Annotated in this window: 17 protein-coding genes and 1 pseudogene; 12 read left to right on the top strand and 6 right to left on the bottom strand. The window is 74.1% G+C overall.

The genetic code is table 11. The features are described 5' to 3' along the window. Positions 1 to 153 precede the first annotated feature (153 nt). Positions 154 to 1146 carry an L-threonylcarbamoyladenylate synthase gene (locus MFF61_RS09975; RefSeq protein WP_373324667.1) on the bottom strand — a complete coding sequence of 331 codons (993 nt, stop codon included), beginning with the start codon at positions 1144 to 1146 and terminating at the stop codon, positions 154 to 156. Between the two features lie 100 nt (positions 1147 to 1246). Between MFF61_RS09975 and MFF61_RS09970 the strand changes: the two genes are divergently transcribed. The 8 genes and pseudogenes from MFF61_RS09970 to MFF61_RS09935 all read left to right on the top strand — a co-directional run bounded on the left by MFF61_RS09970 (position 1247) and on the right by MFF61_RS09935 (position 10108). Then, positions 1247 to 3025, top strand: a complete 1779-nt coding sequence (locus MFF61_RS09970; RefSeq protein ID WP_238234947.1) for an acyl-CoA dehydrogenase family protein — start codon at positions 1247 to 1249, stop codon at positions 3023 to 3025. A gap of 96 nt (positions 3026 to 3121) precedes the next feature. Then, positions 3122 to 3886, top strand: coding sequence for an enoyl-CoA hydratase-related protein (locus MFF61_RS09965; protein WP_238234946.1), 765 nt, complete (start codon positions 3122 to 3124; stop codon positions 3884 to 3886). After that, entirely contained in the window at positions 3883 to 4728 is an 846-nt protein-coding gene (locus tag MFF61_RS09960) for an SDR family NAD(P)-dependent oxidoreductase (protein ID WP_238234945.1), read from the top strand. Before MFF61_RS09965 ends, MFF61_RS09960 begins: the two co-directional genes overlap by 4 nt. A 34-nt stretch (positions 4729 to 4762) precedes the next feature. Further along, complete coding sequence (locus MFF61_RS09955; protein WP_238234944.1) at positions 4763 to 5617, top strand: SDR family oxidoreductase; 855 nt, start codon at positions 4763 to 4765, stop codon at positions 5615 to 5617. A gap of 8 nt (positions 5618 to 5625) precedes the next feature. Further along, on the top strand, positions 5626 to 6621 hold the full coding sequence (corA, locus tag MFF61_RS09950; protein ID WP_238234943.1) for a magnesium/cobalt transporter CorA: 996 nt from the start codon (positions 5626 to 5628) through the stop codon (positions 6619 to 6621). A 66-nt stretch (positions 6622 to 6687) separates the two neighbouring features. Next, positions 6688 to 7404 (top strand): annotated as a pseudogene (locus MFF61_RS09945) (SOS response-associated peptidase). A gap of 138 nt (positions 7405 to 7542) precedes the next feature. Further along, positions 7543 to 7878, top strand: coding sequence for a hypothetical protein (locus MFF61_RS09940; RefSeq protein WP_238234942.1), 336 nt, complete (start codon positions 7543 to 7545; stop codon positions 7876 to 7878). A 73-nt stretch (positions 7879 to 7951) separates the two neighbouring features. After that, positions 7952 to 10108, top strand: a complete 2157-nt coding sequence (locus MFF61_RS09935; protein WP_238234941.1) for a putative bifunctional diguanylate cyclase/phosphodiesterase — start codon at positions 7952 to 7954, stop codon at positions 10106 to 10108. A gap of 22 nt (positions 10109 to 10130) precedes the next feature. Here the strand turns inward: MFF61_RS09935 and MFF61_RS09930 are convergent, their stop codons facing one another. The 4 genes from MFF61_RS09930 to MFF61_RS09915 form a co-directional block, all read right to left on the bottom strand. Continuing rightward, entirely contained in the window at positions 10131 to 10337 is a 207-nt protein-coding gene (locus tag MFF61_RS09930; protein WP_238234940.1) for a hypothetical protein, read from the bottom strand. A gap of 83 nt (positions 10338 to 10420) precedes the next feature. Then, a complete protein-coding gene (locus MFF61_RS09925; protein WP_373324666.1) occupies positions 10421 to 10684 on the bottom strand; it encodes a hypothetical protein in 264 nt (87 codons plus the stop codon). A gap of 304 nt (positions 10685 to 10988) precedes the next feature. After that, a complete protein-coding gene (locus MFF61_RS09920; protein WP_238234939.1) occupies positions 10989 to 12806 on the bottom strand; it encodes a cation:proton antiporter domain-containing protein in 1818 nt (605 codons plus the stop codon). Between the two features lie 129 nt (positions 12807 to 12935). Further along, positions 12936 to 13118, bottom strand: a complete 183-nt coding sequence (locus MFF61_RS09915; RefSeq protein WP_238234938.1) for a hypothetical protein — start codon at positions 13116 to 13118, stop codon at positions 12936 to 12938. Positions 13119 to 13397: 279 nt separating this feature from the next. On the opposite strand from MFF61_RS09915, the gene MFF61_RS09910 reads away from it, so the two are divergent. Then, the gene (locus MFF61_RS09910; protein WP_238234937.1) at positions 13398 to 14018 is read left to right on the top strand and encodes a DUF2147 domain-containing protein; all 621 of its coding nucleotides are present in this window, start codon (positions 13398 to 13400) and stop codon (positions 14016 to 14018) included. Positions 14019 to 14525: 507 nt separating this feature from the next. Continuing rightward, positions 14526 to 15008, top strand: coding sequence for a Ros/MucR family transcriptional regulator (locus tag MFF61_RS09905; protein ID WP_238234936.1), 483 nt, complete (start codon positions 14526 to 14528; stop codon positions 15006 to 15008). Between the two features lie 441 nt (positions 15009 to 15449). Here the strand turns inward: MFF61_RS09905 and MFF61_RS09900 are convergent, their stop codons facing one another. Further along, the gene (locus MFF61_RS09900; protein ID WP_238234935.1) at positions 15450 to 15797 is read right to left on the bottom strand and encodes a DUF6481 family protein; all 348 of its coding nucleotides are present in this window, start codon (positions 15795 to 15797) and stop codon (positions 15450 to 15452) included. A 297-nt stretch (positions 15798 to 16094) separates the two neighbouring features. On the opposite strand from MFF61_RS09900, the gene MFF61_RS09895 reads away from it, so the two are divergent. Together MFF61_RS09895 and MFF61_RS09890 are read left to right on the top strand one after the other, a co-directional pair. Next, complete coding sequence (locus tag MFF61_RS09895; protein WP_238234934.1) at positions 16095 to 17141, top strand: HD-GYP domain-containing protein; 1047 nt, start codon at positions 16095 to 16097, stop codon at positions 17139 to 17141. A gap of 43 nt (positions 17142 to 17184) precedes the next feature. Continuing rightward, the gene (locus tag MFF61_RS09890; RefSeq protein WP_238234933.1) at positions 17185 to 19896 is read left to right on the top strand and encodes an ATP-binding protein; all 2712 of its coding nucleotides are present in this window, start codon (positions 17185 to 17187) and stop codon (positions 19894 to 19896) included. Positions 19897 to 19968 lie beyond the last annotated feature (72 nt).

The following is a 19968-nucleotide window of genomic DNA, read 5'->3' as shown; positions in this document are numbered from 1 at the left end:
CGCGAGCCGTGACGCGGACAAGAAAAAGGCCCGGATCACTCCGGGCCTCTGCAAGGGGGAAGGCCGATGGGGGCTTGAAGTGGCCTTCAATGGCTCGATAACGCCGCGTCCCACGCATCGGTTCCGGAGCCGATGCGAAAAAAGATTCGCGCGTCAGCGCGGCGCGGCGGCGCGCTGCAGCCGGTCGGCGATGGCCTCGCCGAGGCCGCTCCGCGGGATCGGCGCGACCGCGATCGTCGCCGCCCCCGAGGCGTCGAGCCGGCGCAGATGGGCGAACAGGTTGGCGGCGGCCTCCGCGAGGTCGCCCGCCGGGCTGAGGTTGAGCTGCGCCCGCGCCCGCGCGAGGCCCGGCGGGGCGACTGGCCCGAACAGCAGCGCCGCCTCGCCCGGACGGATCTCCCCGGCGTCGAGCCGCACGCCCGCGCGCGGCGCGTAGTGCGAGGCCAAGAGGCCCGGCGACAGCGGCGCGGGGCCGCCGCCCGGCAGCGCGAGGAGCGCCCGGCCGAGCAGGGCCTCGATCGCCTCCCGCGGCACGCCGCCCGGCCGCAGCAGGCGCGGCGCCCCGTCGAGGCAGGCGACGATGGTCGATTCGACCCCGACCGGGCAGGTGCCGCCGTCGAGGACGGCCGCGATGCGGCCGTCGAGGTCGCCCAGCACGTGCGCGGCCGCGGTCGGGCTCACCCGCCCCGAGCGGTTGGCGGAGGGCGCGGCCACGGGCCGGCCCACGCGCATTAGGAGGTCGCGGGCGAGGGGCGCGGCCGGCACCCGCAGCGCCACGCTCGGCAGGCCCGCCCGGGCGAGGTCGGTGACGCGGCCGCCCGCGGCGCACGGCACCACCAGCGTCAGCGGCCCCGGCCAGAACGCCTCGGCGAGCCGCAGGGCCTCGGCGTCGAAGGCGCCCTCGCGGCGGGCGGCGTCGAGATCCGGCAGGTGGGCGATGAGCGGGTTGAAGCGCGGACGCGCCTTGGCGGCGTAGAGGGCCGCCACCGCCGCCGGGTCGGTGGCGTCGGCCCCGAGCCCGTAGACGGTCTCGGTCGGGAAGGCGACGAGGCGCCCGGCGCGCAGCAGCCCCGCCGCCTCGGCGAGCCCGTCCGCGTCGGGGCCGAGCCGCCGGGTCGTCCCGCCCGTTGACCCGAGATCGTTCACGTCTAAACTATCTCCAGACATGGATGCGGCCCTAGCGTCGCGGGCCCTCTCGCGTCAAATCGGGCCCGCCGCATTGCCGCATCCGGGAGGACAGCACGCCATGACCTATCGCGCGCCCGTGGCCGAGATGGCCTTCACCATCCGGCAAGTGGCCGGGCTCGACCGCGCCGTGGCCGAGGGGCTGCACGGCGACCTGACGGCCGATCTCGCCGAGACCATCCTGGAGGAGGCGGGGCGCTTCGCCAGCGACGTGCTGGCGCCGCTCAACCGCGTCGGCGACCGGCACGGCACGCCGCTCCGGGACGGGGTGGTGACGATGCCGCCGGGCTTCCGCGAGGCCTACCGCGCCTGGAGCGAGGCCGGCTGGAACGCCCTGCCGGGACCGGAGGCCTATGGCGGGCAGGGCCTGCCGCTCCTGCTCAATGCCGCCTGCATCGAGATGTGGAACGCCGCCTCGATGTCCTTCGGGCTCGGTCCGCTGCTGACCGCCGGGGGCGTCGAGGCGCTCTCGCAGCACGGCTCGGAGGACCTGCGCGCGCGCTACCTGGAGAAGCTGGTCACGGGCGAGTGGACCGCGACCATGAACCTGACCGAGCCGCAGGCGGGCTCGGACCTCTCGGCCCTGCGCAGCCGGGCGGAGCCCGCGGGCGACGGCTCCTACCGGATCCGCGGCGAGAAGATCTACATCACCTGGGGCGAGCACGACCTCACGGACAACATCATCCACCTCGTGCTGGCGCGCCTGCCCGACGCCCCGGCCGGCACGCGGGGCATCTCGCTCTTCCTCGTGCCGAAGGTGCTGCCGGACGGGCGGCGCAACGACCTGCGCTGCGCCGGGATCGAGCACAAGCTCGGCATCCACGGCTCCCCCACCTGCACGATGGTGTACGGCGAGGGGGAGGGGGCGGTCGGCTGGCTCGTCGGCGAGCCCAACCGCGGCCTCGCCTGCATGTTCACGATGATGAACAACGCCCGCCTCGGCGTCGGCCTGCAGGGCGTCGCCATCGCCGAGCGGGCGACCCAGCAGGCGCTCGCCTATGCGCGCGACCGGCGCCAGGGCAAGGCCGGCACCGCCGCGGAGGGCATGAGCCCGATCATCGAGCACCCGGACGTGCAGCGCATGCTGCTGACCATGAAGGCCTACACGGCGGCCTCGCGCGGGATCTGCTACCTCACCGCCGAGGCCCTCGACCGGGCGCACCGCGCCGCCGACGAGACGGAGCGCCGGGCGGCGCAGGACCGCGCCTCGCTGCTCACCCCGGTGGCCAAGGCCTTCTCCACCGACATCGGCGTCGAGGTGGCCTCGCTCGGGATCCAGGTCCATGGCGGCATGGGCTTCGTGGAAGAGACGGGCGCCGCCCAGCACCTGCGCGACGCCCGGATCGCGCCGATCTACGAGGGCACCAACGGCATCCAGGCCATCGACCTCGTCACCCGCAAGCTGCCGCTCCAGGGCGGCGCGGTGGTGCGCGCCCAGATCGCGGCGATGCGTGCCGTCGCCGAGCGCGTGCTGCGCGAGGGCGGCCCCGCCTTCGGGCACACGGCGCCGCGCCTGCGCGAGGCGATCGAGAGCCTCGACCGGGCGACGAGCTTCCTCCTGCGGGCGCTCGCCTCGAACCGGCCCGAGGAGGCGCTGGCCGGCGCCACGCCCTACCTGCGCCTGTTCGGCCTCGCGCAGGGGGGCGCCTGCCTGGCGCAGGCGGCGCTGGCCGCCCAGGCCGAGGCCGCCGCCGGCAGCACCGACCCGGCCCACCCGGCCCGGATCGCGCTGGCGCGCTTCTTCGCAGAGTCCCTCGCCACCGCCGCGCGCGGCCTGGAGGAGACCGTCACGGCCGGCGCCGGCTCGCTGCACGACGCCGCGCTGGCGCTGGCGAGCTGACGGCGCTCAGCACACCTGCGGGGCGCCCCGTCCGGACCGGAGCGGGGCGCCCCGCCGCCCCTCCGACGCATGGCCCTGGCCAGGAACCGAGACCCCATGACCGAGCACGTCACGATCACCCGGGAGCCGGGGGGCGTCTGCCTCGTGCGGATGACCCGGCCGGAGAAGAAGAACGCCCTGACCGGCGCGATGTACGACGCCATGCGCGAGGCGCTGGTGGCGGCCGACCGCGAGGGGTCGGAGATCGGCGCGGTGGTGTTCGCGGGCGTCGAGGGCGCCTTCACGGCGGGAAACGACATCGCAGATTTCGTCGCCCGCGCCAGCCAGTCCGTCGGGGAGGCGCCGTCCCTGCGCTTCATCCGGCAGCTCGCCGCCACCCGCACCCCGATGGTGGCGGCGGTGGACGGGATCGCGGTCGGCATCGGCACGACGCTGACGCTCCACTGCGACCTCGTCTACGCGACGCCGCGCGCGCTGTTCCGGATGCCCTTCGTGGATCTCGGCCTCGTGCCGGAGGCGGGGTCCAGCTACCTGCTGCCGCGCCGCATCGGCACCGCCAAGGCGACCGAACTCCTGATGCTCGCCGAGCCCTTCGGCGGCGACGAGGCGGTGCGGCTCGGCCTCGCCAACGCGGTCGTGCCCGCCGACGCGCTGGTGGAGCACGCGCTCGCGCAAGGGGCCAAGCTCGCGGCCAAGCCCCGGGCCGCGCTCGCCGCCACGCGGGCGCTGATCCGGGGCGACCACGCGGCGGTCGCGGCCGCGATGGACGCCGAGGCGCAGGCCTTCGACGCGGCCCTGCGCACGCCGGAGGCGCAGGCCGCCTTCCGGGCCTTCCTGGACAAGGGCAGGGCGCGCGCGTGAGGCCCGCCGGCGTCCCGGACCTCGCGGACCGCGTCTGCCTCGTCGCCGGCGCGTCGCGGGGCGTCGGGCGCGGCATCGCGCAGGCGCTCGGGGAGGCGGGCGCCACCGTGATCGTCACCGGGCGCTCCAGCGAGAGCGGCCCGCGCACGGACGGGCGCAGCGAGGTGCTGGAGGATGCCGCCCGCGAGGTCGACCTCGCGGGGGGGCGGGGCCACCATTACCTCTGCGACCACATCCGCGAGCAGGCGGTGGACGGGCTGGTGCACTGGGCGCTGCGGCGCTTCGGGCGCATCGACCTGATGGTGTCGAGCGTCTGGGGCGGCAACGAGGGCTACGACGGCACCCGCTACCCGGACGGCGCCGCCTGGGGGGCGCCGTTCTGGCGCCGCGCCGCCCATCCGCTCGGGCACGCCCTGCAATCCGGCCCCTTCGCGGCGCTGCTGCTCGCCCGCGCGGTCGCGCCCGCCATGATCTCGGCCAAGCGCGGCCTGATGGTGTTCGTCTCGGCGGACACCGAGGCCTATGCCGGCGACCTGGTCTACGACCTCGCGATGGCGGCGACCAACCGCCTCGCGCTGGCGACCGCGGCCGAACTCGGCCCCCGCGGCGTCACCGCCCTCGCCCTCGCGCCGGGCGCCGTGCGCACCGAGCGCGTCCGCGACGCGGGCCTCGGCGCCTCCGCCACCGAGAGCCCGCTCTATGCCGGCCGCGCCGTCGCGGCGCTGGCCGCCGATCCGATGACCGCCGCGCAGGCCGGCCTCACCCTCCACGTCGCCGACCTCGCCCGGCGCTACGGCTTCACCGACGCCGACGGCACGCAGCCGGCGCGACCCGGCCGGTAGGGAAACCGCCCGTCATCCAACCCCGGAGATCCCGATGTCGCTCAACGGCAAGACCCTGTTCATCACCGGCGCATCGCGCGGCATCGGCCTCGCCATCGGGCTGCGGGCGGCGCGGGACGGTGCGAACGTGGCCATCGCCGCCAAGACGACGCAGCCGCATCCGAAGCTCGAAGGCACGATCCACTCGGCCGCCGAGGCGATCGAGAAGGCGGGCGGGCGGGCGCTGCCCCTCGTGGTCGACTTGCGCGAGGAGGCGCAGGTGAAGGAGGCGGTCGAGGCCGCGGCGGCCCGTTTCGGCGGCCTCGACATCGTGGTCAACAATGCGAGCGCGATCGCCCTCACGCCGACGCCGGCCACCGAGATGAAGCGGTTCGATCTGATGCATCAGATCAACACGCGCGGCACCTACATGGTGTCGAAATACGCGATCCCGCACCTGGAGAAGGCGGCGAACCCCCACATCCTGATGCTGTCGCCGCCCCTCGACATGCAGGAGAAGTGGTTCGCGCCCCACCTCGCCTACACGATGGCGAAGTTCGGCATGTCGCTGTGCGTGCTCGGCCTGGCGGGCGAGCTGCGGCCGAAGGGCATCGCCGTGAATGCGCTGTGGCCGCGCACCACCATCGCGACGGCGGCGGTGCGCAACCTCCTCGGCGGCGAGGCGCTCGTCCAGGCGAGCCGCACGCCGGAGATCCTGGCGGATGCCGCCTGGCACGTCTTCGCCAAGCCGGCGCGGGACTTCACCGGGCGCTTCCTCATCGACGACACGTTCCTGGCCGAGGAGGGCGTCACGGAGTTTTCGCGCTACCGGGTCACACAGGGCACGCCGCTTGCGCCGGACTTCTTCGTGCCGGATACGAGCGTGCCCCCGCCCCACGCCCTCGACTGAGTCCGCCCTTGATCTTCGTCCACCAGCCGAACGCCTGCGCCAGCACGGGGCAGCCGCTCCTCGAACGCCGCCTCCTCGATCCGAACGAGCCGATTCCCCCCGATTCGCTGTGGATCGACCTCGTCGAACCCTCGCGGCAGGAGGACCACCGCGTCGAGGCGTTCATGGGCATCTCCATTCCCACCCGGGAGGAGATGCAGGACATCGAGCCCTCCGAACTCCTCTACGTCGAGAACGGCGCCCGCTACATGACCGGGCGCCTGCTCTGCCGGGTCGACACCGACGAGGCGATGCTCACCGGCGTCACCTTCATCCTGCGCGACAACCGCCTCGCCACGGTGCGCTACGAGGACCCGCAGGCGTTCCGGATGTTCGTGCAGCGCGCCGCGCGGCCGGCCGGGGTGATGCTCGGCGGCGAGGCGATCCTGGCCGCGCTGATCGAGACCGTGATCGACCGGGCCGCCGACGTGCTCCAGCTCCAGGGCGAGCGCATCGACGCGCTCTCCCGACGCATCTTCGACGAGCCCCACGACCCGGGCGCCCGCAATGCCGAGCTGCAGGAGACCCTGCGGGGCCTGGGGCGCCACAACGAGCTCCTGTCCAAGCAGCGCGAGAGCCTCGTCTCGATGGAGCGCATCCTGCTCTCGCTCTCGGCGAGCTACCGCGCCAGCAAGGCCCCGCGGGAGGTGCGCGAGGAGGTCCGCTCGACGCTGCGCGACCTCCAGTCCCTGGAGGAGCACGCGACCTTCCTGTCGGCCAAGATCCAGTTCCTGCTCGACGCCACCCTCGGGCTGGTGAACCTCGAGCAGAACAACATCATCAAGCTGTTCTCGGTCATGGCGGTGGTGTTCATGCCGCCGACCCTGATCGCCTCGATCTACGGCATGAACTTCGAGGCGATGCCCGAGCTGAAATGGGTGCTGGGCTACCCGATGGCGATCGTCATGATGGTGGTGGCGGCGATCCTGCCCTACGCGTTCTTCCGGTGGAAGCGCTGGCTGTAGCGCTTGGAGGGCGGCGGGATTCCTGCGAGGGACGGGGCTGGTCCGAGACCGAGCGGGACAGGCGCGATGTGCGGCCGGTTCGTCATCCTCTCCTCGCCCGAGGTGTTCCGGGCGACCTACGGCTATGCCGAGCGGCCGAACTTTCCGGCCCGCCACAACGTGGCGCCAACCCAGCCGGTGGCGGTGGTGACCGCCGAGCACGGGCGGCGGCGCTTCGTGCTGATGCGCTGGGGCTTCCTGCCGGCCTGGGTGAAGGACCCGGCGGACTTCCCCCTGATCGTCAACGCCCGGATCGAGACCGCCGCCGAGAAGCCGAGCTTCCGCAACGCCCTGCGCTATCGCCGCTGCATCGTCCTGGCCGACGGCTTCTACGAGTGGCGCCGCGGGGCCGGGCGCGGGCAGGCGCCGTTCCTGATCCGGCGCGCGGACGGCGGCCCGATGGCGCTCGCCGGCCTGTGGGAGACCTAGAGCGGCCCGGACGGCTCGGAGATCGACACCGCGGCCATCGTCACCTGCGCGGCGAACGGGATGCTCGCAGCCCTGCACGAGCGCATGCCGGCGATCCTCGGACCCGAGGCCGTGGCGGGCTGGCTCGACCTGCGCGCGGTGGAGGCCGGGGCGGCCGCCGGCCTCTGCCGGCCCTGCCCGGACGAATGGCTCACCCTGGCCCCCGCCGACCCGCGGGTGAACGATCACCGCAACGACGATCCCGGCCTGCTCTCGGCCCCGGCCGCCCCGTTCCCCGCACCGGTCCGTCCGGAGGCGCAGGGCCGATTGCTGTGAGCCTCGTGCCGCGGCCGGCCGCACGCGCCTGCCGGGCCGACCTTCCGGACTCGGCCACGGTTCGGGAAGGCGCGCGTTAAGGATCCGCCGCTAGGCTCAGCCCTTCCTAACCCAAGGGTGCAGCCAAGGGTGCAGCCGGTGTCCCTGCGTCTCAACCTCGCCATCGCCTCGCTCTCGGCCTTCGGCGTCGTCAGCGTCTGCGCGGTGTCCGCCGTCCAGCTGGAGCGGGACGCGGCGGCGCCGCGTCAGGTCGCCGCCGTTGCGGCCGCACCGGCCCCGGTCCGCCCGGTCCCGGGCCGGCCGGCCGAGGAGCCGGTCGCCACCGGCGCGATCAGCCCGGCCCCGCTGCCGCCGGCCAAGCCCAAGGCACAGGCCAAGGCGGAGCCGAAGCGCGATCCCGCCTTCGACTCCGAGCGTCTCGCGGCCCTGCTCAGCGCCGCGGCGGCCGGCACGGCCAAGCCGGTCGGGCGCTGACGTCGGGCTTCGGGATCCAGCCGGCGGGCGACGGGCGGGACCGCGCAGCGCGGACGATCGGCACGAGAGGGGCATGATGCTGACGAGAGCAGCGCAGGACGCGGGGGTGAGCGGGCGCCGGGAGGGTCCGGCCGTGGCGTCCCTCGGCGAAGCGTCCCCCGGCGAGGCGGGCTTCCGCGCCATCGCCGAGGATCTGCCGGAGATGATGGCGCTCGTGCGCGACAGCGACGGACGGCTGGTCTACGCGAACCGCCGCTTCCATGCCTATTTCGGCCCGGTCGCCTGGGACGGCCGGGCGTTGCGGGAGCGGATCCATCCCGACGACCTCGCCCGCCTGCAGAGCGGCTGGGCTTCGGCGCAGACCGGCGGCGAGCGGGTTCAGGTCGAGGCGCGGCTGTGCCGCCACGACGCCAGCGCGTGCTGGCACCGGATCTCGTTCGTGCCGATCCGCCTCGCGGACGGCGCCGCGGCCTGCCTCGCGACGGCCCTCGACATCGACGACATCGTCCTGGAGCGCGACCGGTTCGCCCAGACGATGGACCTGCTGCAGCTCGCCCAGGAAGCGATCGGCGCGGCGATCTGGGATTGGGACCGCGCGAGCGGCGCGATGCGGCACTCCGCCGGGAGCGCCCGGCTGATCGGCCTGTCCGGACCGTGCGGACCGGACGGCAGCGTGCGGATCCCCGCGGAGGACATCTGCGCGCACATCCATCCGGAGGACCTGCCCGGGGTGCTCGCCGCCTACGATCGCGCGGTCGCGACCCGGACCACCTTCATGTGCGAGTACCGGGTGACGCCGCCCGGAGCCGAGGGCGGCGAGCCGCGCTGGCTGCAGTGCTTCGGGCGGCTGGTCTTCGCGCCGCCGGAGACGAAGCCGGTCCGGGTCGTCGGACTGCAGATCGACGTCAGTCACCGCAAGGCGGCCGAGGAGCGGATCGCCCGGCTCGCCCGTCACGACCCGCTCACCGATCTGCCCAACCGCACGATGTTCCGCGAGCGGCTGGACCAGACGCTGGCCGAGCTGCGCCGGACGGGATGCGGCATCGCGGTGCTGTGCCTCGACCTCGACCGCTTCAAGGCGGTGAACGACACCCTCGGTCATCCGGTGGGCGACGCGCTGCTGCAGGCGGTGGCCGCGCGCCTGCGCACGGTGCTGCGGTGCGAGGACACCGTGGCGCGCCTCGGCGGCGACGAGTTCGCGGTCATCCAGACCGGCGCCGACCCGCACGGCGCCCGGGTGCTGTGCGAGCGCTTGATCGCGGCGCTGTCGATGCCGGTCGCGGTCGGCGACCACCGGATCACGGTCGGCCTGAGCATCGGCCTCGCGCTCGCCCCCGGCGACGGGACCGACGCGGACACCCTGTTCAAGCGCGCCGATCTCGCGCTCTACCGTGCCAAGGCCGAGGGCCGTGGCACCTTCCGGTTCTACGAGGCGGCCATGGACGAGGCCGCCGAGGCGCGCCGCCGCCTGGAGCTCGATCTCGGTGCGGCGCTCGCGCGCGACGAGATCGAGGTGCATTACCAGCCCGTGGCGGCCGCGCGCGGGGACCGCATCCTCGGCTTCGAGGCCCTGATGCGCTGGCGCCACCCCGTGCGCGGCCTCGTCCCGCCCGGGAGCTTCGTCCCGCTCGCCGAGGAGACCGGACTGATCGTGCCGCTCGGCGAGGCGCTGCTGCGGCAGGCCTGCCGGACCGCGATGGCGTGGCCCGATCCCGACCTCAAGGTCTCGGTCAACGTCTCGGCGGTGCAGTTCCGGGGGGAGGGGCTGCTCGCCAGCGTGGCGGGGGCGCTCGCCGCCTCGGGCCTGCCGGCCCGCCGGCTCGAACTGGAGATCACCGAGACGCTGCTGCTGCAGGATTGCGCGGCGGTGCTGCACCTCCTGCAGGGCCTGCGCACCCTCGGGGTGCGGATCGTGCTCGACGATTTCGGGATCGGCTATTCCAGCCTCAGCTACCTGCGGCAGTTCCCGTTCGACAAGATCAAGATCGACCGCTCCTTCGTGGAGGACGCGCAGAGCCCGGTCACGGCGGCGATCATCCGGTCGGTGGTGGGCCTGGGCGGGGAACTCGGCATGGCGATCTGCGCCGAGGGCGTCGAGACGGAGGCGCAGCGGGCCGCGATGGCGCAGGCCGGATGCGGCGAGATCCAGGGCTACCTGATCAGCCCGCCGCTGCCGGCCGCGCAGGCGGCCGTCCTGGCGGCCGGCGGACGGCTGACGCGGGCGGCCTGAGCCTCTGCTCCCGCGACCGGCCTCAGAGGCCGGCCGAGCGCCAGAACAGGGCGGTGATGGCCGCCAGGATCGCGAACCACGCGCCCAGGAGCAGCGGCACCGAGCGGCGCCGCGAGGAGCGCCGGTTGTCGTTGCCGGGACGCGGCAGCCGTCCGCGCGCCACCCCGTAGCCATAGGTCGTCGCGACCACGTCGCGGCGCGCGGGAGCGGGTTTGCGGAGACTCGTCATGGCGGCAAGGTAGCACGCGGCGCGATGAACGGGAGATGTCCCGTCGCATCATCTTTCGGCGATTTCGCGGCGTGGCCTTCCGCTCAGCAGAGCCAGCGCTGCGCGATCCAGGCGCGCAGGCCGCCCGCCGGATGCCCGGCCTCGCGGGCGTGCCGGTCGATCCAGTGCGGGCTGAGGATGTCGCCGTCCTCGGTGACGATCCAGGGCAATGCATCGGGATCGCCGGCGCAACCCGCGGCGGCCGCGAGCGCCTCCCGCAATGTCGGGTAGAGCCGCGCCTCGGCCGGGGGGGCGGCGCGCTCCCCGTGCCAGATCATCAGTTCGGCCGGGCGGTCCATCTGCGACATCGGCATCGCTCCGTCGTTGGCGATGCCCGACGATGCCGCGGCCGAGCTGTGGGCAGCATTGCCGCGACATTGCCATCCCGTAATGTGCGCCCGCGCCCCGGCCGGCCGCTCATGCCAACGGCCCAGGATTCCGACGCATCGATCTCGATCCCGGGCAAGCCCGGGATGCTGACGCATCGATCTCGATCCCGGGCAAGCCCGGGATCGACGGGGCCGTCGAGCCATCTCGCATTGCCGACGTCAAGCCAAGGGCTTGGCGAAGACCCGAGAGCGGCACAACGGTCATTGGCAATGACCGTTGGTCTCACTCGCCGCCCGTCGCCTCCCGGTGCGGGCGCAGCTCCGGGGCGCCCTGGCCCGGCGCCGCCTGGGCCGCCGGATCGCCGCGGCTCTCGGCCCGGCTCGTGTCGACGAAGACCCGCGCCTCGCCCTCGCTGATGCCGAGGCTGCGCAGGGCGTAGAGGGTCATGCCGAAGGCGAGTTCGCGCTCGGCCATCAGCACGAGGCCGACGCCCTCGTCCTCGAGGTGGCGCCGCTCGATGTCGCTGTGGGTGCGCACGAGCGTGTCGATGCCGGGATTGGCCTGCCGGGCGATGGCCACGAGGCGGCGCGCCTGATGCGCGTCCGGGCTCGCCACCACGAGGAGCCGCGCCCGGGCGATGTCCGCCGCCGCCAGGATGCCGGGCGCGGCCGCATCCCCGAATACCGCCGCGGCACCGGCCGCGCGCAGATCCTCCACCCGGCGCCGGTCGCGCTCGACGACCACGACGGGCAGCTCCCAGGCTTCGCACGCCCGCGCGATGCTGCTGCCGACCCGGCCGTAGCCGACCAGCACCGCATGGCCCGAGACGCCCGCCTGCGCCGGGGCGAGCACCGGAAGGTCCGCGGCCCCGCGCCGCTCGATGCGGGAGGCGAGGTCCGGCCGCTCGGCCAGGACCCGGGCGAGGCGCTCGATCCCGGCGAAGAACAGCGGGTTGATGGTGATCGACAGGAGCGCGCCCGCCAGGATCAGGTCGCGCCCTTCGGGCGGCAGCAGCTTGAGGCCGATGCCCAGCCCGGCGAGGATGAACGAGAATTCGCCGATCTGCGCGAGGCTCGCCGCGATGGTGAGCGCGGTGCCGAGAGGATAGCGGAAGGCCAGGACGATCGCGACCGCCGCGATCGACTTGCCGACCAGGATGATGCCGATCACCGCCAGCACCGCCAGGGGCGCGCGCAGCAGAATCCCGGGATCGAACAGCATCCCGACCGAGACGAAGAACAGGACCGCGAAGGCGTCCTGCAGCGGCAGCGAATCGGCGGCGGCCCGGTGGCTGAGATCGGATTCCGCCAGGACCATGCCGGCGAAGAAGGCTCCGAGCGCGAAGGAGACCCCGAACAGCGCCGCGGACCCGAAGGCGATGCCGAGCGCCAGCGCCAGCACCGCCAGGGTGAATAATTCCCGCGAGCCGGTGCGGGCGGCCTGATCGAGCAGCCAGGGCACGACCCGGCGCCCCCCGACGAGCATCACGCCCGTGAAGGCCGCGACCTTGGCCAGGGTGAGCCCGAGGCTCGCCCACAGATCGCCGCCGCCGCGACCGTGCCCCGCTTCGCCGCCGAGCGCCCCGGCGAGCGCCGGCAGCAGCACCAGGGCCAGCACCATCGCCAAGTCCTCGACGATGAGCCAGCCCACCGCGATCCGGCCCTTGTCGGTGTCGAGCAGGCCGCGCTCCTCCAGCGCGCGCAGCAGCACCACGGTCGAGGCCACCGAGAGGGCGAGGCCGAAGACGAGGCCCGCGCCCAGCCCCCAGCCCCAGGCAAGGCCGACCCCGAGCCCCATCAGCGTCGCGACGGCGATCTGCACCACCGCGCCCGGCAGCGCGATCGCGCGCACCGCCATCAGGTCGCCGATCGAGAAGTGGAGCCCGACCCCGAACATCAGCAGGATCACGCCGATCTCGGCGAGCTGGCCGGCGAGCTCCGCATTGCCGACGAAACCGGGTGTGTGGGGGCCGATGGCGATGCCCGCCACGAGGTAGCCGACCAGGGGCGGCAGACGCAGCCGCTGGGCGATCAAGCCGCCGATGAACGCGAAGACGAGCCCGATGGCGATGATGGCGATCAGCTCGGTGGCATGCGGCACGGGCGCGGTTTCTCCTTGCGGGCGACGGGAGGGGGCTCCCGGCCGGGATGCAGGATTGCGCGCGCGAAGCCAAGAGCCGGCGAACCGGCCGGCGAACCGGCCGAGGCACGCTGGTCGAGGGGAACCGGCTCAGTGGCGCGGGAGCGGCGGCTCGGCGCCCGCGCCGCGCGGGGCGCCGGTGTCCCCGAGGCCCGCCCCGGGGGGGCGCGAGCCGCGCAGGGCGAGGCGGCGGCGGCCGGGTCGGGCCGCCACGACGATCGCGATCGCGCCCACGGCACCGGAGGTCATCACCAGGATCTCGATCGGGATCATGCGGCTCGTGCCCTGCGGCCGGCGGACGGGCGCGTCGGGAATCTCGGGGACCGCGGGGCGATTGCCCCCGGCGAGGCCGCTCTAGCTCGCCGAGGGGCGGGGGAGCCATGTGACATCCGGCCATGTGACATCTGGGCCTGCGACAACCGGGCCTCATGAACCGGGCCTCATGACGGCCCGCCCCGAGGCGGCGCGTCGGCCGTACGGACTCCTGGCGGGTTGCGGCCCCGGCAGGCTGGCCTTAATGCGGCTGCGGCTCCGCCACGGAGGATATCCTGCATGATGAATCCCCTGACCTGCGGTCTGGCCGCCCTCGGTCTGCTGCTGCCGGTCGCGGCCCTCGCCGCGCCGAAAGATCCGAGCGGCACGTGGCTGACCGAGGACGGCCGGGCCCGGATCCGCATCGAGAAGTGCCTGACCCGCAGCGACCGGATCTGCGGCTACGTCGTCTGGCTGAAGACGCCCCTCGACGACAAGGGCCAGCCCCGGGTGGACTTCAAGAACACCGACGCCAAGAAGCGCACCCGTCCGTCGCTCGGTCACCAGCTGATCATGGGGCTCAAGCCGAATGCCGAGAACCGGCACGAGGGCCAGATCTACAATTCCGAGGACGGGAAGTTCTACGACGTGTCGGTCTGGGTCGAGGATCCGGGCGAGCTGAACGTGCGGGGCTGCCTGCTCGGCTTCCTGTGCGGGTCGCAATCCTGGACGCGGGTGACCGATGTCGCGCCCGGCCAGCTCACCGGTCCGACGAACCAGCCGGGCGGCCCGCGCCCGGACGCGGAGTGGACGCCCAAGCCGCCGCCGCCCAAGCCCGCCGCCGCCGCGCCCGCTCCCGCCGGCCCGACGGCCTCCGGCAAGGCCAGCGAGAGCAAGCCGGCCGACGCGCCCAAGCCCTGAGCCGGCGGGGAGCGCCGCACCGGCGCGCCCCGATCGCGCTTGTCCACAGCCTGGGCCGGCCCGGCCCGGCCACGTAGGGCCTCCGGCATCTTCCCGCTTTGGTTGTGGCAACCACAGCGGCCAGGGCGTCCGTCGCCGCTCCCCGGGCGACACGGCCCGGCGCCGGAGCCGCGATGACCCGGCGCGGCCCGGGCCGCTCCTCGATTTCGCAAATCCCTGATATCGTGAGACTTTTTACCCTGCCTGGATGGTCCCGGGCGCAGGCCCGGACCCTCCGCGCCATGCACTCGCCATCACTTTTGATCAAAAAGCATCCAAGAAAAGAGCAAATCCGCTCCTGACCCGAGAGAACCTGCCGAAACAACTCTAAATTTGGAACGTACTTACCGGCGCTCCTTCGAGCGCATCGCCGTTACAAAGTGGAGGTAACATCGTATCCCGAAATATTCGTTGACGCCCTGATTTTTTTCGCGCATCTGCAAAACAGCTTTCTGGCAGGATGCGCCCATGACGACCGACGAGCTTTCGACCCAGTCAGACCTCATCAATCTGTCGGCTGATATCGTTTCGGCTTACGTCTCGAACAACTCGGTGCCGATGGGTGAGCTGGCCGGGCTGATCGTCTCGGTGCATTCCTCTCTGTCGCGCGTCGTCTCGCCGCCTCCGCCCGAGCCGGAGAAGCCGGTGCCGCCGGTGCCGATCAAGAAGACCGTGACCCTCGATCACATCATCAGCCTGGAAGACGGCAAGCCCTACAAGTCGCTCAAGCGACACCTCACCACCCGAGGCCTCACCCCGGACCAGTACCGCCAGAAGTGGGGGCTCCCCCCCGACTACCCGATGGTGGCCGAGGCCTATGCCCGCCAGCGCTCGGAACTCGCCAAGTCGCTCGGCCTCGGGCAGCTCCGGCGCGAGCGCGCCGCCAAGCTGGCGGAGGGGGCAGGTGGAGAGCCGAAGAGGCGCGGACGCCCGCCCAAGACGGTCGCGTAAAGGACGGTCGCGTAAAGGACGGCCGCGTAGGACTCCGCGCGTCCGCCGCGGAGCCGGCGGACGGCTCCTCGCCGGATACGGCGTGCGGTCACGCACGGCCGGGCTGGCCGATGGTCCGCCGCGCCGGCGGCCGGGACGACCGGCAGGACGATCCGCACGAGGCGTCCGGCATGGCAATGGCCGGCCCGCAGCCGCCGGGGTGGTGAGCGCTTCGGCGGCAGACTGGCCCGAGGCTCGTTGGCCGCGAGCGGCCTGCGGTCACGCCGGCGCGGATGCGGCTCCCAAAGCTCGGCCGCATTGTCTGCAACGCACCGGCCTCCGCTTCGCCGGACGAGGCGCCGGGATGCCGGACGCCGTGCGGCGCCCGCGGACGGCCGGCGCCGTCGTGACGATCCGTCGTCCGGCGCGGGCCGTCGGCCGGCCCTGCCGGAGCGGCTGCCGCTACTTCCGGCGGGCCTTGCGGGCGGCGTAGCGGGCGTCGCGGGCGGCCTTGCGCTCGGCCTCGGCGGCCGCCTCCCGCTCCGCGGCTTCGGCGGCCTCGCGCTCGGCGCGCTCGCGCGCTTCGGCGGCCTCGGCCTCCTGGCGCGTCTTCTCCTCCTGCCGCGCCGCCTCGCGGGCGGCCTCGCGGGCGGCCCGCTCCTCGGCGATCCGCTGGCGCTCGGCCCGGCGGGCGACCACCGTCGGGTCGTCCTCGGCCGGCCGCGCCTTGAACTTCTCCAGCATCGCCCGCTTGGCCTCGGCGGAGGCGCCCCGCCGCTTGTCGAATTGCTGGTCCTTGAAGCCGGCCATCGTGTTGGTCTCGTGAATCCTCGAATCGGGCAAGGGCGCCCGGGAGCAGGTGAAGGCTCGTCCTGTAACGCCCGCGGCGGCAGGATTCAAAGCCAATCCCGCCTCGCAGAGAGGCAATCGCGCGGGAGCGGCTCCCGGTTTCCGTCTCGTCCCGGGCGGGTGCTGCGGCTTTGCGGCGCCTCGCGCGCGGGGGGAGGCGCAGCCTTGCAGCTTTCGCAGGGCGTCGAGCAGAACTTGTCAAGGTTTCGCGGGCACGGTGCCGCGGCGGCAGCCCGTTCGGCCGCCAGAGGGACATCGATGCGCGCGCTCGTCCTCGACGATGCCGAGTTGAACAACCTCGTGATGGTGGAGGCGCTGCGCCCCATCCCCGACTGCGCCGCGGAGGCGTTCACCCGGCCGGCCGACGCGCTGGCGCGCATCCATGCGCAGGCCGACGAGATCGGCGTGGTGCTCACCGACTACGAGATGCCGGAGATGGACGGCATCGCCTTCATCCGCGCCGCGCGCGCCGTGCCGGGCTTCGCGCATGTGCCGATCGTGATGGTGACGAGCTACGACGCGCGGGCGCTGCGCCGCGAGGCCCTGGAGGCCGGCGCGACGGACTTCCTCAACAAGCCCTGCGATCCGGTCGAGATCCGGGCGCGCGTCACCAACCTGCTGGCGCTGAGCCGGGCCTACCGCGAGCAGCAGGAGCGGGCGGCGTGGCTCGCCCGCGAGGTCGCAGCGGCGGTCGCCCTGGTGGAGGCGCGCGAGCGCGAGATCATCACCCTGCTGATGCGCGCTGCCGAGCACCGCGACACCGACACCGGCAACCACATCGCCCGGGTGGCGGCCTATGTCGGCCTGATCGCCGAGGCGCTGGGGATGCCCCCGGAGCGCTGCCGGCTGCTCAGCCTCGCCTCGACCATGCACGATGTCGGCAAGATCGCGATTCCCGACGCGATCCTGCTCAAGCCCGGCCCGCTCGACCCGGAGGAGCGGCGCGTGATGGAGCGCCACGCCGAGCGCGGCGCGCGCATCCTCGAGAGCAGTTCCTCCGAGGTGGTCCGGGCCGCCGCCGAGATCGCCGTGAGCCACCACGAGCGCTGGGACGGAACCGGCTACCCGCGCGGGCTTGCCGGCGAGGCGATCCCGCTCCCCGGCCGCATGGTCGCGGTGGCGGACGTGTTCGACGCGCTCACCACCGAGCGGCCCTACAAGCGGGCCTGGAGCCTGGAGGCGGCGCGCGCGCACCTGATCGAGGAATCCGGCACCCATTTCGACGCCGCCGTGGTGAGGGCCTTCGTGAGCCGCTGGGACGCCGTCACGGCGCTCGCCGGACAGGCCGCGGTCCGGGCGGCGTGAGGCGGCCCCCGCCGCGGGCATCGGTCGGCAGGAGCTTGGCCCCATGACAGCGAGAGCCTCCCGGGGCGCCACACCCGCCACACCCGCGGGTCCGCCCGCCAGCACGTCCCTGGCCACGCGGCTCGGGCGCGCGGTCGTCGGCGCCGTCCTCGTCGCGCTCGCGGTCGCGGCCGTTCTCGGGACGTGGCGCGAGGCCTCGCGCTACGCCGCCGACAAGCGCGAGTGGCTGCACGGGCTCGCCACGGTCTTCGCCAGCGCCAGCGCCCGGGCCGCCGTGGCGGAGGATGCCGCGGGGGCGCATGCGGCCCTGCGGGCGATCGCGCTCAGGCCCGGCATCGTCTACGCGGCGCTCACGCGGCCGGACGGGTCGGCGCTGGCCGAGCAGGGGCTGGGCCTCCGGCTGGCCCGGGACCTCGATCTCGACCGGGCGGAGGGCGTCTCGGTCCTCGACCTCGTCACCACCCGCACCGTGCGCCTGAGCGTCCCGGTGCTGGAGAACACCCGCGAGGTCGGGCGCGTCACGCTCATCGCCGAGACCGCCGACCTGGTCGGGCGCCTCTACGACGTGCTGGCCACCACCGCCATGACGGCCGGGCTCGCGGTCGCGGTCGGGCTGCTCGTGGCGTGGCGGCTGCAGGCGGCGCTCACCCGGCCGCTGACGGCGCTCACGCAGGCCATGACGACCGTCCAGGCGAACCACGATTACCGCCACCGCGTGCCGGTGGAGACCCGCGACGAGGTCGGGGCGCTCGCCTCGACCTTCAACGGGCTCCTCGACGCGGTGGACGAGCGCGACCGGCGGCTCGCCGCCCACCGGGCGCGGCTGGAGCAGGAGGTGCAGGACCGCACCGCGGACCTGAGCGAGGCCAAGGAGGCGGCGGAATCCGCCAACGCCGCCAAGTCGACCTTCCTGGCCACCATGAGCCACGAGATCCGCACGCCGATGAACGGCATGCTGGTGATGGCCGAACTCCTCGCCGCGGGCGACCTGCCGCCCCGCCAGCGCCGCTACGCCGAGGTGATCGCCCGCTCGGGGCAGAACCTGCTCGCGATCATCAACGACATCCTCGACTTCGCGAAGGTCGAGGCGGGTAAGCTGGACCTGGAGCGCATCCCGGTCGATCCGGCGGAGATCGCCGACACGGTGGCGACGCTGTTCGGCGAGCGGGCGCGGGCCAAGGGCCTCGACCTCGCGGCCCTCGTCGCCCCGGACGTGCCGCGCGCCATCGCGGGCGATCCCGTGCGGCTGGGGCAGGTGCTCGGCAACTTCGTCAACAACGCCCTCAAGTTCACCGAAGCCGGCCACGTGCTGATCCGCATCGAGACCGCCGAGGCCGGCCGCGCCTTGCGCCTGTCGGTCACCGACACGGGGATCGGCATCCCGGCGGCGACGCTGGCGACCCTGTTCACGGCCTTCTCGCAGGCCGACCAGTCCACCACGCGCCGCTACGGCGGCACCGGCCTCGGCCTGTCGATCGCCCAGCGCCTCGTCGCCGCAATGGGCGGCCGGGTCGGCGTGACGAGCCGCGAGGGGGAGGGCTCGACCTTCTTCGCCGAGATTCCCGTGGAGGTGCTGGAGCCGGCCGCCCCGCTCCGGCGCGACCCGGCGGTGGTGTCCGCGGTGGTGGTCGGCGTGGCCGGCGCCGCCACCCGCGCGGCCCTGGAGGCGGGCCTGTCGGCGGCGGGCTTCATGCCCCGCCAGGATGGGACGGGGCCGGCGCACTGGATCCTGGCGGCGAGCGACCTCGCGGCCCGCGGGCGCCCGGCGGGCGCCGCCCGGGTGCTCGCGCTCTGCCCGATGGGCGACGCGCACGGGCCCGAGGTGCTGGCCTCGGGCGCCGCCGACGAGGTGCTGCGCTGGCCGCTGGCGCAGGCCGAGTGGCGTGCGGCCCTCGGCATCCTGGCGCGCGGCGGGACCTTCGCGGGCGCCGCCGAGCGGCGCGAGGCCTCAGGCCCGGCGCCGGCCGCCTTCGCGGGCGCCCGGGTGCTCGTGGCCGACGACAGCCCGGTCAACCGCGAGGTCGCCGTGGAGGCGCTCACCCGCTGCGGCGTCACCCGCATCCAGACCGTGGAGAACGGGGCCGAGGCGGTGGCGGCGGCCGAGGCCGGCGGGCTCGACCTGATCCTGATGGACGGCAGCATGCCGGTGCTGGACGGCTTCGACGCCGCCCGCGCCATCCGCGCCCGTGAGGCCGAGACCGGCGCGCGCCGGGTGCCGATCGTCGCGCTCACCGCCCACGTGATCGGGGAGGGGGCCGAGGCCTGGCGTGCGGCCGGCATGGACGGCGTGCTCGCCAAGCCCTTCACCCTGGCGGACCTCGCCCGCACGCTCGCGGGCGTGCTGGAGCCCGGGAGCGCGCCGGCCGCCGCTCCCGCGGACACCCCCGTCGACGCGCCCGCCGCCCTGCTCGATGCAGGGACGCTGGCGAGCCTCGACGAGATGGCGCAGGCGAGCGGGACGGCCTTCATCGAGCGGCTGCTGCGCCTGTTCTGCGAGCACGCCCCGCAGAGCCTGGAAAGCCTGATCGCCGCCGAGGACGCGCCGGCGGCGGCGCGCGCCGCGCACGGACTGAAATCGATGAGCCTCAACGTCGGGGCGAGCGCGCTCGCCGGGGCGCTCGCCGCCATCGAGCGGACGGCCCGCACCGAGGACGCGATGCCGGACGCCGCCGCGCTCGATCCGCTGAGGGGCCTGCTGGCGCAGACGATCGCGGCGCTGGACCTGCACTTCCGGGCGCTGCCGCGGGCGGCGTAGGGGCCGCGCGTTGCGCAAGCTCCGCCTCGGCACAGGCCCAATGCTCTGCTTCCACATTGACGCCGTCCGCAG

Origin of the sequence: Methylobacterium isbiliense (genome assembly GCF_022179325.1) — a bacterium.
GTDB lineage: Bacteria > Pseudomonadota > Alphaproteobacteria > Rhizobiales > Beijerinckiaceae > Methylobacterium > Methylobacterium isbiliense.
Note: the sequence above shows the minus strand (reverse complement) of the source record. Positions and strands in the feature narration are given on the sequence as shown.